Consider the following 13,177-nt stretch of genomic DNA (forward strand, 5'->3'; position numbering starts at 1 on the left):
CGCTGAATCACTCTGTCCGGCGCGGCCCGGCGCACCGTGCGGTGTGCCGGGCCGCGGACGTATCAGGCGCTCGCGGGCGCGATCAGCTGGTGAACGTGGTTCAGGCGCCCGCCGACGTGAGCAGCAGGATCTTGCCGACGTGCGCGCTCGCCTCCAGGGCCCGGTGCGCCTCGGCCGCCTCCGCCATGGGCAGCGTCCGGTCCACGATCGGACGGACCTGACCGTCGGCGATCAGCGGCCAGACATGCTCCCGTACGGCCGCGACGATCGCCGCCTTCTCGGCCAGCGGCCGGGCGCGCAGCGAGGTCGCCGTGATGGCCCCGCGCTTGCTCAGCAGGGCGCCCAGATTGAGTTCGGCCTTCGCCCCGCCCTGAAGACCGATCACCGCCAGCCGCCCGTTGACGGCCAGGGCCCGCACATTCCGTTCCAGATACTTCGCGCCGACGATATCGAGAATGACATCCGCGCCGGCGCCGTCCGTGGCCTTGCGGATCTCCTCCACGAAGTCCTGCTCGCGGTAGTCGATCAGGATGTCCGCGCCCAGCTCGGCGCAGCGCGCCAGCTTCTCGGGGCCGCCCGCCGTGACCGCGACCCGCGCGCCCACCGCCTTGGCCAGCTGGATCGCCATCGTGCCGATCCCGCTCGCCCCGCCGTGCAGGAGCACCGTCTCGCCCGGCCGCAGGTGAGACACCATGAAGACGTTCGACCAGACCGTGCAGGTGACCTCGGGGAGCGCCGCGGCCGAGGCCAGGTCCAGGCCCCGCGGTACGGGAAGCAGCTGCCCGGCCGGGACGGCGACCTTCTCGGCGTACCCCCCGCCGGCCAGCAGCGCGCACACCTCGTCGCCGACGGCCCAGCCCGAGACCCCCGGGCCGAGCGCGGTGATCGTGCCCGCGCACTCCAGGCCGGGGTACGGGGAGGAGCCGGGCGGGGGATCGTAGAGGCCCTGACGTTGCAGCAGGTCCGCGCGGTTGACGGCGCTCGCCGCCACCTCGACGAGCACCTCGCCCTCGCCGGGTACGGGATCGGGCACCTCGGCCCATACAAGCGCCTCGGGGCCGCCGGGTTCCGGAATCGTGATCGCATGCATGGCCGCGAGGCTACTCCGGCGGGGTGCGAGGCGGCCCCTGGGCACGATCAGTTCGAGTAGTCCGGCGCCGAGGGGCTCTGCGCCCGGACGATGGTGATCAGACGGTCGGTCAGCTGGAGCGGGCTGGCGGCGGGGTCGTCGTACCCCATCAGCCGGTGGCCGCGCAGCACGCTCACCACGAGGTCGTCCGTCTCCCGGACGTTCCGGCCCACCTCGGCCTTTATGACGGGGCGTTCGATGATGTCCAGGCCGCTGCCCTGCTGGATCAGATCCTCCATCACCGTGCCCGCGCTCGGGCTGAGCACGGACAGTCCCAGCAGCCGGCCGGCCGCGCTGGCGCTGGTGATGACCGCGTCGGCCCCGGACTGGCGCAGGAGCGGTGCGTTCTCCTCCTCGCGCACGGCTGCGACGATCTTCGCGGCACGGTTGAGCTGACGTGCGGTCAGCGCCACCAGCACGGCCGTATCGTCGCGCTGAGTGGCGATGACTATCTGACGCGCCCGCTGCAACTCGGCGCGGATCAGCACATCGCTGCGGGTCGCGTCGCCGATCACGCCCACGAACCCTTCCGCGTTGGCCGCGTCGATGACCTTGCTGGACGGGTCGACGATAACGATCTGTTCCTTCTTGAGACCCGTGGCACAGAGGGTCTGCATCGCCGAGCGCCCCTTGGTGCCGAAGCCGACGATGACGGTGTGGTCACGCAAGTTGGACCTCCAGCGGTTCAGCCGCCACTCCTCCCGGGTGCGCTCCGTGAGCACTTCGAGAGTGGTACCGACCAGGATGATCAGGAAAAGCACCCGCAACGGGGTCACCAGCAGCACATTGGCCAGCCGCGCGCTGTCGCTGTACGGGACGATGTCGCCGTACCCCGTCGTCGAGAGCGTGACGGTCGCGTAGTAGACGGAGTCGAGGAAATCGACCGACTCATCCGAGTTGTCGTGATAGCCCACTCTGTCGATATAGACGATGAAGACCGTCAGAGCGAGGACGAACAGCGCCATCAACAGCCGTCTGGTGACCTGCCGCAGGGGCTGTACGGCCGTACGGCGCGGAAGCTTCACCCGCGCCGCGACGAGATGTTCGTCGGCGTGCCTGGCCATCGCATCATGGCCCGGAAGTTTCACGTGAAACACCCTCCATCGACCGATGCCGCCCACGGCAGGTCGAGAACTTCCAGTTCGTCTCCGGGCCGCGCGCCGCCCGGCGGCACGACCGCGAGTCCATCGGCGGCGGCGATACCGCGCAGCATGGCGGGACCGTTGAAATGCAGCGGTACGAGACCCTCGTCATGGTGCACGAACGGCACCAGCCGGGTGTCGTACGGGTGGCCGTGCACCGCGTCCCGCAGCGGTGCGCGATACGGGGGGCGGGGCGCCCGTCCCGCCAGCGTGCGCAACAGGGGCTCGGCGAGCGTCAGCAGCCCGGAGACCGCGGCGAGCGGGTTGCCGGGCAGCCCGACCAGATGCCGTCCCGAGGCCAGCCGGGCCAGCAGCATGGGGTGCCCGGGGCGTACGGCGACCCCGTCGACCAGCAGCTCGGCGCCCGTCTTGTGGAGCACCGGGTGGACATGGTCGACCGGTCCCGCGGCCGTACCGCCCGTGGTGAGAACGAGATCCGCTTTGGATCCGGTGACCGCGCGGCACAGCGCCTCGGCGTCGTCGCGGATCCGGCGGGTGGCGATGACGTCGGCGCCGAGCGTACGGAGCCAGGGCGCGAGCATCGGCCCCAGCGCGTCGCGGATCAGCCCGTCATGGGGCAGCCCTTCGGTGAGCAGCTCGTCACCGAGGACCAGCACCTCCACGCGCGGGCGCGGGACGGTGAGCAGCTCGTCATAGCCGGCCGCCGCCGCGAGCCCCAGGACGGCGGGGGTCACCAGGGAACCGGCGGGCAGCAGACGGTCGCCGGTCCGGCACTCCTGGCCGCGCGGCCTGATGTCCTGCCCGGGGATCACCTCGCGGTCGGCGTGGAGATGGCCGCGGCTGTCCGTACGGGCATGCTCGCTGCGGACCACCGCGGTCGTGTCGGCCGGGATACGGGCGCCGGTGGCGATCCGTACGGCCGTGCCGTCCGGGAGCGGCGCCACCGTCCCATGGCCGGCCAGGATGCCGAGGTCGTCGGCGCCCCGGCTGCCGGTCGCCCCTTTTCGTGGGGAGCCCTTGACGGGCCGCACGGACCAGGGGCCCGGCCCCGAGACCGCCCAGCCGTCCATGGCGGAGGTGTCGAACGACGGGAGATCGGTGAGGGCGGTGAGCGGCTCGGCGAGCGCCCGGCCCACGGCCCGGTCGAGGGGTACGGAGGCGGCGCGGGCGGCCGGGACCGACGCCGCGGAGCGTGCCGCGAGGGCGCGGGCGGCGTCCCACGGCTCGGCGCGGTGCCGAGCGGTCGGGGGAGAGCCGGGGCCGTGGCCCGGTGCGGCGCTGGGGCCCGGTGCGGCGCCACGGGTCCGGTCCCGCTCCTGGCCCTCGCCCTGGTCCTGGCTGTGATGCGGGCCGTGGACCGGGCCGGTGGCCCGGTCCGGCACACCCCCCGCGCCCGGCTCTCTGCCGACCAGAGCCAGGGCATCGTCGAACCCGTCGACCTCGCGGTCCTGGGCCGTCATCCGGCGTCGGCCCCCTTGACGCCCGGTCCGTCGGTGCCCTCCGTCTCGTCCGCCCAGCGCACGGCGAGCGCCGCGGCCTTGCGGGCGGCTTCGGCGACCGCTTCGGGACCGTCCCCGCCGGCCTTGGCCGCCGCGTAACCGACCAGGAAGGTCGTCAGCGGCGCGGCGGGCCTGGCGACGCCGTGCGCGGCGTCGCGGGCGAGATCGAGGAGTACATGGGTGTCGACATCCAGCTCGATGCCGAGTTCGTCCTTGACTGCGGTGATCCATTCGTCCAGCACGGTCCCATGCTCTCTGATCCTGGCCCGCGCTGTGGAGATGTCTTCCCAGGTGTCGCAGTCGAAGGAGGCGAGCGGATCAGCGTCGACCCGGGCGAGGTCGAGTTCCTCCACCAGCAGCCGGAGCGGCAGGCCGGGCAGACTGCCGTACTCGGTGGCGAGAAGGGCCAGTTCACGACGGAGCGGCTCGGCGCGGTAGGCGGCGACCAGCGGCTGGTCACGGCCTTCGGCGTCGGTGAGCAGGGCCCCCTCCCGGCCGGTTCTGTCCAGCGTCTCGATCAGGCGGCGCACCGTCGGCTCCCCCAGGAACGGCAGATCCGCGGAGAGTACGAGCACGGTGTCCGCCTCCGCGCACCGCACCCCCGCGTCGAGCGCGGCGACCGGCCCGCCGCCGGGCGGATCCTCGCGCGCCCAGCGCACCGGCCGCGCTGTGGGCCGCCTGCCGCCCACGACTACGGTGCGGGCGGCCCCTTCGCAGGCCGCCAGCACCCGGTCGAGCAGCGACCGGCCCCCGACGCGTACCCCTGGCTTGTCGGCGCCGCCGAGCCTCTTGGCGGCACCTCCGGCGAGCACGATGGCGTCATACGCGGTCATGGCTGAAGTATGGGCCGCGACGGCACGCCCGAAGCACCCGAGGTGGCCTGTTTTCGAGCGACCACCTCCCTAGGCCCTGACCTACAGCGCGCGCAGCAGCACCGCCGGCTGTTCGACGCAGTCCGCCACGTAGCGCAGGAAACCGCCCGCCGTACCGCCGTCACAGACGCGGTGGTCGAAGGTGAGCGACAGCTGGACGACCTGACGCACGGCCAGCTCACCCTCGTACACCCATGGCTTGGGCACGATCCTGCCGATCCCGAGCATCGCCGCCTCGGGGTGGTTGATGATCGGCGTCGAGCCGTCGACCCCGAACACCCCGTAGTTGTTGAGGGTGAACGTCCCGCCGGTCAGGTCGCCCGGCGTGAGCGTGCCCGCCCTGCCCGCCTCCGTCAGCCGCGCGAACTCGGCGCTCAGCGACTCCGCGGAGCGGGCGTGCGCGTCCCGTACGACAGGGACGACCAGGCCACGGTCGGTCTGCGCGGCGAAGCCGAGGTGCACCTCCGGCAGGCGCACGATCTCCCGCGCTGCCAGATCCACGGTGGAGTTCAGCTCGGGGTGGCGAGCGAGGGCCGCCGTGCAGATCCGGGCGAACAGGGCGATCAGCGAGATCTTGGTCCCTCCGGCCGCGTTCATCGCCGTACGCGCGGCCAGCAGTTCCGTGGCGTCCGCGTCGACCCAGCAGGTCGCGTCCGGGATCTCGTGACGGCTGCGGGTGAGCTTGTCCGCGACCGCGCCGCGTACGCCCCGCAGAGGCACCCTGGTGACGCCGGGCCGCGTGGACGGAGTGGCCTGCATGGGAGCCGGAGCCGGGGACGGAGTCTGTGTCGTGGCAGGAGCGGGGGCGGGGGTGGCGGGTGGTGCCTGTGCGGCGCCCTGGCGGATCGCCTGCTCGACATCGCACCGCAGGATCAGCCCGTCCCGCCCCGAGCCCGTCAGCTCCCGCAGATCGAGGCCGTGCTCGCGGGCCAGCCTGCGGACCAGCGGGGAGACGACGGGGACCGCCCCGGCCGCGCCGTTCACCGGTTCACGAGCGGGCGCGGGGGCAGCGGCGGACGCGCTCATCGGCGCCCGGCGGACCCGGCGCCTGCGCGCCGCCGGAGCGCCCGTACCGTACCCGACCAGCACATTGCCCGACGTCTCGTCGGAGGCCGAAGCCGAGGTGGGGGCGGGAGCGGGGGCCGGGTCAGCAGTCGGGGCAGCGGCCTCCGGCGCGACAGCCGCCGTCGGCGCGTCGGCCGGTTCCGACGCCCCCACCGCCACCGTCAGCAGCGGCGCCCCGACAGGCAGCTCCGTGCCCTCCTCGCCGTAGCGCGCCGTCACCACACCCCCGTAGGGGCAGGGCACCTCCACCATCGCCTTGGCCGTCTCGACCTCGACCACCGGCTGATCGACGGCGACGACATCCCCCACCGACACCAGCCAGCGGACGATCTCCGCCTCGGTCAGCCCTTCCCCGAGGTCCGGCAGTTTGAATTCCAGCACCTGGGCCATCAGCTCTCCGTCTCCCACTGGAGTCGCGCGACCGCGTCCAGCACCCGGTCCACTCCCGGAAGATGGTGCCTCTCCAGCATGGGCGGCGGATAGGGAATGTCGAATCCGGCCACCCGCAGGACCGGCGCCTCCAGGTAGTGGAAGCAGCGCTCGGTGACCCGGGCGGCGATCTCCCCACCCGGCCCGCCGAAGCCGGTGGACTCGTGGACCACGACCGCGCGCCCCGAACGCCGTACGGACGCCGCGACCGTCTCGTCGTCGAACGGCACCAGCGAGCGCAGATCGACGACCTCCAGGTCCCAGCCCTCGGCGCGGGCCGCCTCCGCCGCCTCCAGACAGACCGGCAGGGAAGGACCGTAGGTGATCAGCGTGGCGCTGCTGCCCCGGCGCCGGACGACGGCCCGCCCGATCGGGGCGACCTCGGCCGGCTCGTCCGGCGACCACGGGGCCTTCGACCAGTAGAGCCGCTTCGGCTCCAGGAAGATCACCGGATCATCGGAGGCGATCGCGGCCCGAAGCAGCCCGTACGCGTCGTCGACCGTGGCGGGCGTGACGACATGGAGGCCGGGGGTCGCCATGTAGTACGCCTCCGAGGAGTCGCTGTGGTGCTCGACCCCGCCGATCCCGCCGCCGTACGGCACCCGCACGGTGATCGGCAGCGGCATCGCGCCTCGCGTGCGGTTCCGCATCTTCGCCACATGGCTGATCAGCTGCTCGAACGACGGATAGGCGAAGGCGTCGAACTGCATCTCCACGACGGGCCGCAGCCCGTACATCGCCATCCCGACGGCCGCCCCCAAGATGCCGGCCTCGGCGAGCGGGGTGTCCGTACAGCGGTCGTCGCCGAACTCGGCCGCGAGCCCGTCGGTGATCCGGAAGACCCCGCCGAGCGTGCCGACGTCCTCACCGAGGACATGGACGGAGGGGTCCTCGGCCATCGCGTCGCGCAGCGCGCGCCGCAGGGCCTGCGCCATGGTGGCGGGCTTCACCGCGACGGTGGTCATCGCACCTCACCGGATCCTTCCGTGCGTCCTTCCCCGGAGCCTTCTCCCGGTTCTTCTCCGGAGCCTTCCTCGGCCGAGGCGTCCAGCTCGGCCCGGAGCTGCGCCGCCTGCTCACGCAGCTGGACGGTCTGATCCGCGTAGACATGCGTGAAGAGGTCCATGGGGTTGAGCACCGGCTCGGCGTTCATGCGGTCGCGCAGCCGCGCGGCCATCGTCTCGGCGGCCTCGGCGGCCTTCCTGATGCCGTCCTCGTCGAGCACCCCGCGCGCGGTCAGCTCGTGTTCGAGCAGCCGGAGCGGGTCGTGCGCGCGCCAGATCTCGACCTCGTCGCCGGCCCGGTAGCGCGTGGCGTCGTCGGCGTTCGTATGGGCGTCGATGCGGTACGTCACGGCCTCGACCAGCGTCGGTCCCTCGCCGCGCCCGGCACGCGCCAGGGCCTCGCCGAGGACCGTGTGCACCGCGACCACGTCGTTGCCGTCCACCAGCCGGCCCGGCATGCCATACCCGACGGCCTTGTGGGCCAGGGAGGGCGCCGCAGTCTGCTTGGCGAGCGGCACGGAGATCGCGAAGCCGTTGTTCTGGACGAGGAAGACGACCGGGACCCGCCACACGGCGGCGAAGTTCAGCGCCTCGTGGAAGTCGCCCTCGCTGGTGCCCCCGTCGCCCACGAGGGCGAGCGCGACCACATCGTCCCCCTTGAGCCGGGCCGCGTGAGCCAGGCCGACGGCGTGCGGCAGCTGGGTCGCCAGCGGTGTCGACAGCGGCGCGATCCGGTGCTCGTGCGGGTCGTAGCCGGTGTGCCAGTCGCCGCGCAGCAGCGTCAGCGCCTGCACGGGATCCAGCCCGCGCGCCACGGCCGCGAGGGTGTCGCGGTAGCTGGGGAAGAGCCAGTCCTGCTCCCGCAGGACCAGCGCGGCGGCGATCTGGCAGGCCTCCTGTCCGGTGCTCGACGGGTAGACGGCGAGCCTGCCCTGCTTGGTCAGCGCCGTGGCCTGCGTGTTGTACCTGCGCCCGCGGACCAGCTCGGCGTAGAGCCGCAGCAGCAGGGCGGGGTCGGCCCCGGCCGCGGCGTCCGTACCCAGCACGCGGTACGGCTCGGGGTCGGGCAGCAGCGGTGCGGGGTCGGTACGCGGCCGCCACGCCGGGGGCGGGTGCGACAGGTGGCCCGCGGCACCGGGCGGTTCCTGGACCGACGTACTGCTTTCCTTCACGCGTGCACCTCCTCGTGGGAGCGGGTGAACGGGTGCCAAGATGTGGCACGCCTCACCTACCGATTGTTCGGTCGTCAGGGCATTTTGGCTACACGCGGCTCCAGCCTGTGGACAAACGGTTCTCCACAGCTTGGGATGGACGCAGGCCGTCCATGGCGCGGAGCCGGGGAGACAGGGGAGCTGAACAAATGGCCGACGGCACGGACCGGGAGATCGACGGGGTGGGGGTCAGACCCGGCGCCGAGAGAGGCGGCGGCGGTACGGAAGCCATGCTTCCGGCGCGCCCGCTGGACGCCATCGATCAGGACATTCTCCGCATCCTGCGGGCGGACGGCCGTGCCTCGATACGGTCGGTGGCCGAGCGCGTCCATGTCTCGCGCGCCAACGCGTACGCCCGGATCAACCGGCTGATCGACGACGGCGTGATCCGCGGTTTCAGCGCCAGCGTCAACCATGAACGCGCCGGTCAGGGCGCGTCCGCGTACATCACCCTGAAGATCGTGCAGAACTCCTGGCGCACCGTGCGCGAACAGCTCCAGGAGCTGCCGGGGGCCACCCATATCGCGCTGGTCAGCGGCGACTTCGACGTTCTGCTGCTGGTGCACGCCCCGGACAACCGCTCCCTGCGGGAGCTGGTCCTGACCAGGCTCCAGGCCATCCCCGAGGTGCTCTCGACCCGGACGCTGCTGGTCTTCGAGGAGACGGACCTGAACGGGCCCCCTCCGTAGAAACGGGCCCCCTCCGTAGAAAGGCCCCTTCCGTAGTAAACGGCCCCCTCTTTAAGAGCTTTAAGAGCACTAAGAGGAGGCCGCTTCGGGATTACGGAGGAGGCCGCTACGGGCCCTGCTGGGCGTCGGTCCGCAGCCCGTCGAAGGCCAGCCGTACGACCGCCTCCGCCACCTGGTCACGGTCATAGCCGCCGGGCGCGTGCGGCCGGTACCACTCCACCAGGGAGTTGACCATGCCGAAGAGCAGCCGGGTCGCCAGCCTGATGTCCATGTCGGCGCGCAGATCACCGTCCGCCGCGGCGGCCTTCAGCAGATCGGCGACCCGCTGGTCGAACTCGCGGCGCCGCTCCATCGCCCAGCGCTCGGTCTGGGTATTGCCCCTGACCCGCAGCAGCAGCGTCACATACGGCAGCTCCGCGATCAGCACCTCGACCGTACGGCGGGTCACGTACTCCACCCGCCCGATGGCCCGTCCGCGCGTCGCCCCCTCCTCTTCGAGGATCCCGAAGAGGCCGTCCAGGGCGCGGCTGACCGCACGGCGCAGCAGCTCCTCCTTGCCCACGACGTGGTGGTATATCGAGGACTTGGAGATCCCGGCCGCCTTGGAGAGATGCTCCATGGAGGTGCCGTCGTACCCGCGCTCGTTGAAGACGCGGACAGCGACGGTCAGCAGGGTCTCGGGCGTATAGGTGTCGCGCTTCGCAGTGGTCATGACGCGTCGTCCTCCTGGGCGGCGGCCAGGCGGCGCAGTGCCTGGGAGGGGGCGTAGCGGCCCGTGGGGTACTCCTCGTGCAGGGCCTCCAGCGTGTCCAGCGCCCACCGCGCGCCGAGCCGGTCGCCCCAGTCGAGGGGGCCTCGCGGGTAGTTGACGCCGAGCCGCATCGCGAGGTCGATGTCCGCCGGGGCCGCCACCTGGCGCGCCGCCGCGTCGAGCGCGAAGTCCACGAGCATCGCGACCGTACGGGCCACGATCAGGCCCGGGAGGTCGGCGATCACGCTGACGTCCTTGCCCAGCGCCTGGAAGAGGCCGACGGCCTCCTTCAGGGCGGCCTCCGCCACCCGGGCGGCGGGTGCGAGGGCGATCCGGGTCGCCTCCCGGTAGTCCAGCGCCAGATCGAAGTGGATGACGGGCATCCCCGCGTCGTCGGCGGCCGAGCCGTCCGCCAGGAAGAGACGCGTGCCGTCGGACAGTTCGATCCAGCCGGGGTAGCCGGGGACGGCGTCGTCCTTGCGGGAGACAGCGATCCCCGCTTCCTCGATCAGGCCGGGCAGCGCGTCCGCCGCGAACAGCTCGCCCCGCACGATGACGGACGCGGGCGCCTTTTCGGGCCCCGCCGTGTGCGCGGCGACCCGCGGCGCTTCCTCGCCGTACGCGTACCACCCCCGGCCCGACTTGCGCCCCAGCCGTCCCGACTCCACCAGCCGGCGCTGCGCGAGCGACGGCGTGAACTTCGGGTCCTGGAAGAAGGACTCCCAGACCGACCGGGTGACGGCCTCGTTGACATCCTGGCCGATCAGATCGGTCAGCTCGAAGGGGCCCATCCGGAAGCCGCCGCACTCCCGCAGGACCGCGTCGATGGTCGCGGGGTCGGCGGCCCGCTCCTCGTACACGCGCAGCGCTTCCGCGTAGAAGGGGCGGGCGATGCGGTTGACGACGAAGCCGGGGGTGTCGGCGCAGCGTACCGGCGTCTTTCCCCAGGCCAGCGCGGTCGCGTGGGCGCGCTCGGCGGCTGTCTCGTCGGTCGCGAAGCCGCTGACGACCTCCACGAGCGGCAGCAGCGGGGCGGGGTTGAAGAAGTGCAGTCCCACGAAGCGGCCGGGGTGGCGCAGCGCGCCCGCGACGGCCGTGACGGAGAGGGAGGAGGTGTTGGTGGCGAGCAGACAGTCGTCGGCGACGATGTCCTCCAGCGCCGCGAAGAGTTCCCGTTTGACGGAGAGTTCCTCCAGGACCGCTTCGACCACGAGCGCGGCGTCCGCCAGCTCGGCGAGGTCCCGGGCCGGGTGCAGCCGGGCGCGCGCGGCGTCGCGCGCCACGGCGTCGAGCCGGCCCTTCTCGACCAGCCGGTCGAGTCGCCCGGCGAGGGTGGTAGCGGCCTGCTCCGCGCGGCCGGGCACGGCGTCGTAGAGCCGTACGGGATGGCCCGCGACCAGCGCCACCTGGGCTATGCCCTGCCCCATCGTGCCGGTGCCGACGACCGCGACGACGCGGCCGGGCTCGATTGCTGTCATGGACGCAATCCTCCCGTATGAGTAAGCCATTGAGTGAGCCGGTTATCCACAGACGGGTGGTCCACGGACGAGTACGGACGAGTTATGCACAGGTTCGCCGGGCACCCTTGTCCCGACCGATCGTTCGGTTACTCTAACTCTGTCCGCCAGTTCATGTCCCTGTCCGTGTCTCTGATGCTCAGCCCGACCGAGGAGTGGGTCCGTCATGGCCGCCGCCCAGCTCAGTCCCCAGCAGCTCTCCGACAAGCACCGGCCCACGCTCGACCGGGCTCTTGACGCGATCAGCACCCGCGCCTACTGGTCCCCGCATCCCGAGCATCCCAAGGGGTACGGGGAGACCGCCCCGGCGGACGGGCTCGCCGCCTTCCAGGCGCTGCGCGGGACCCGCTTCGAGCTGGACCAGCCGGGGACGGACGGCTGGACCGGCGGCGAGATCTCGCCCTACGGCCCGGCGCTGGAGGTCGAGTATCCGCACGCGGACCTGGAGGTCCTGCTGCCCGCCATGCGTGCGGGCATGGGCGCGTGGCGCGAGGCCGGGCCCGAGACGCGCGCGCTGGTCTGTCTGGAGATCCTGGCCCGGATCAGCGCCCGTACGCACGAGTTCGCGCACGCGGTGATGCACACCAGCGGGCAGGCGTTCATGATGGCGTTCCAGGCGGGCGGGCCGCATGCCCAGGACCGCGGTCTGGAGGCCGTGGCGTACGCGTATCAGGAGCAGGTCCGTACGCCGGCCGATGCCGACTGGTCCAAGCCGCAGGGCAAGCGCGACCCTCTTGAGCTGCGGAAGACCTTCACGGCGGCGGCGCGCGGGATCTCGCTGCTGGTCGGCTGCAACACGTTCCCGACGTGGAACGGCTACCCGGGCCTGTTCGCCTCCCTGGCCACCGGCAATCCGATGCTGGTCAAGCCGCATCCGCGGGCGGTTCTGCCGCTCGCGCTGACGGTCCGGGTGGCCCGCGAGGTGCTCGCCGAGGCCGGCTTCGACCCGAATCTGGTCGCCCTGGCCGTGGAGCGGCCCGGCGAGGGCATCGCCAAGACGCTGGCCGTACGCCCCGAGATCCGGATCATCGACTACACCGGCTCCACCGCCTTCGGCGACTGGCTGGAGGCCCACGCCCGCCAGGCGCAGGTGTACACGGAGAAGGCCGGCGTCAACACCGTCGTGATCGACTCCACCGACGACTACAAGGGGATGCTCTCCAACCTCGCGTTCTCGCTCTCGCTCTACAGCGGCCAGATGTGCACCACCCCGCAGAACCTGCTGATCCCCCGGGACGGCATCGCGACGGACGCGGGTGAGAAGTCGTACGACGAGGTGGTGGCCGATCTCGCCGCCTCGGTGAGCGGGCTGCTGGGCGACGACGCCCGCGCCAACGCGCTTCTGGGCGCGCTGGTCAACCCCGAGGTGAAGGCCCGTCTCGATGCGGCGGACGGGCTCGGGGATGTCGCGCTCGCCTCGCGCGAGATCACCAACCCGGACTTCCCGGACGCGGTGGTCCGTACGCCCGCGATCGTGAAGGCCGACGGCGCCCGCAAGGCCTGGGAGAAGGCATGGGAGGGCGCGGGCGCCGCCGACGCGGAGCTGCCGTATCTCGCGGAGTGCTTCGGCCCGGTGTCCTTCGCGGTCGCCGTGGACTCGACGGAGGACGCGCTGGAGTTGCTGCGGCGCACGGTGCGCGACAAGGGCGCGATGACGGTCGGCGCGTACACGACGTCGAGCGAGACGGAGCGCGCGATCGAGGACGTCTGCCTGGAGGAGTCCGCACAGCTCTCGCTGAACCTCACGGGAGGGGTCTATGTGAACCAGACGGCGGCCTTCTCGGACTTCCACGGCTCCGGCGGCAACCCGGCGGCGAACGCGGCGCTCTGTGACGCGGCGTTCGTGGCGAACCGCTTCCGGGTGGTGGAGGTACGCCGCCAGGCGTGAGGCCCGGGGCCTGGACGCCG

The 13,177-nt window shown here is 72.2% G+C and carries 11 protein-coding genes; 2 read left to right on the forward strand and 9 right to left on the reverse strand.

What is annotated here, in order from left to right; all coding sequences use genetic code 11:
• Positions 1-100: 100 nt before the first annotated feature.
• The 7 genes from IF11_RS0108800 to pdhA all read right to left on the reverse strand — a co-directional run bounded on the left by IF11_RS0108800 (position 101) and on the right by pdhA (position 8,273).
• Positions 101-1,090, reverse strand: coding sequence for an NAD(P)H-quinone oxidoreductase (locus IF11_RS0108800; RefSeq protein ID WP_030350913.1), 990 nt, complete (start codon positions 1,088-1,090; stop codon positions 101-103).
• A gap of 47 nt (positions 1,091-1,137) precedes the next feature.
• Positions 1,138-2,193 carry a potassium channel family protein gene (locus IF11_RS0108805; protein WP_030350914.1) on the reverse strand — a complete coding sequence of 352 codons (1,056 nt, stop codon included), beginning with the start codon at positions 2,191-2,193 and terminating at the stop codon, positions 1,138-1,140.
• A gap of 20 nt (positions 2,194-2,213) precedes the next feature.
• Complete coding sequence (locus tag IF11_RS0108810; RefSeq protein ID WP_030350915.1) at positions 2,214-3,692, reverse strand: molybdopterin molybdotransferase MoeA; 1,479 nt, start codon at positions 3,690-3,692, stop codon at positions 2,214-2,216.
• Complete coding sequence (locus IF11_RS0108815; RefSeq protein ID WP_030350916.1) at positions 3,689-4,564, reverse strand: NTP transferase domain-containing protein; 876 nt, start codon at positions 4,562-4,564, stop codon at positions 3,689-3,691. The genes IF11_RS0108810 and IF11_RS0108815 overlap by 4 nt, the downstream gene beginning before the upstream one ends.
• A gap of 81 nt (positions 4,565-4,645) precedes the next feature.
• On the reverse strand, positions 4,646-6,058 hold the full coding sequence (locus tag IF11_RS0108820; RefSeq protein WP_030350917.1) for a dihydrolipoamide acetyltransferase family protein: 1,413 nt from the start codon (positions 6,056-6,058) through the stop codon (positions 4,646-4,648).
• Positions 6,058-7,062, reverse strand: a complete 1,005-nt coding sequence (locus IF11_RS0108825; RefSeq protein ID WP_030350918.1) for an alpha-ketoacid dehydrogenase subunit beta — start codon at positions 7,060-7,062, stop codon at positions 6,058-6,060. The genes IF11_RS0108820 and IF11_RS0108825 overlap by 1 nt, the downstream gene beginning before the upstream one ends.
• Positions 7,059-8,273, reverse strand: coding sequence for a pyruvate dehydrogenase (acetyl-transferring) E1 component subunit alpha (gene pdhA / locus IF11_RS0108830; protein ID WP_051745712.1), 1,215 nt, complete (start codon positions 8,271-8,273; stop codon positions 7,059-7,061). The genes IF11_RS0108825 and pdhA overlap by 4 nt, the downstream gene beginning before the upstream one ends.
• Before the next feature lie 188 nt (positions 8,274-8,461).
• Between pdhA and IF11_RS0108835 the strand changes: the two genes are divergently transcribed.
• Positions 8,462-9,001 carry an Lrp/AsnC family transcriptional regulator gene (locus IF11_RS0108835; RefSeq protein WP_030350920.1) on the forward strand — a complete coding sequence of 180 codons (540 nt, stop codon included), beginning with the start codon at positions 8,462-8,464 and terminating at the stop codon, positions 8,999-9,001.
• A 106-nt stretch (positions 9,002-9,107) separates the two neighbouring features.
• Here IF11_RS0108835 and IF11_RS0108840 read toward each other — a convergent pair whose 3' ends face one another.
• The gene (locus tag IF11_RS0108840) at positions 9,108-9,713 is read right to left on the reverse strand and encodes a TetR/AcrR family transcriptional regulator (protein ID WP_030350921.1); all 606 of its coding nucleotides are present in this window, start codon (positions 9,711-9,713) and stop codon (positions 9,108-9,110) included.
• A complete protein-coding gene (locus IF11_RS0108845; RefSeq protein WP_030350922.1) occupies positions 9,710-11,230 on the reverse strand; it encodes a 3-hydroxyacyl-CoA dehydrogenase in 1,521 nt (506 codons plus the stop codon). The genes IF11_RS0108840 and IF11_RS0108845 overlap by 4 nt, the downstream gene beginning before the upstream one ends.
• Before the next feature lie 205 nt (positions 11,231-11,435).
• Here IF11_RS0108845 and paaN point away from each other — a divergent pair, with 205 nt between their 5' ends.
• On the forward strand, positions 11,436-13,157 hold the full coding sequence (gene paaN, locus IF11_RS0108850; protein WP_030350923.1) for a phenylacetic acid degradation protein PaaN: 1,722 nt from the start codon (positions 11,436-11,438) through the stop codon (positions 13,155-13,157).
• The last annotated feature ends 20 nt before the right edge of the window (positions 13,158-13,177 follow it).

The organism is Streptomyces scopuliridis RB72 (assembly GCF_000718095.1).
Taxonomy (GTDB): domain Bacteria; phylum Actinomycetota; class Actinomycetes; order Streptomycetales; family Streptomycetaceae; genus Streptomyces; species Streptomyces scopuliridis.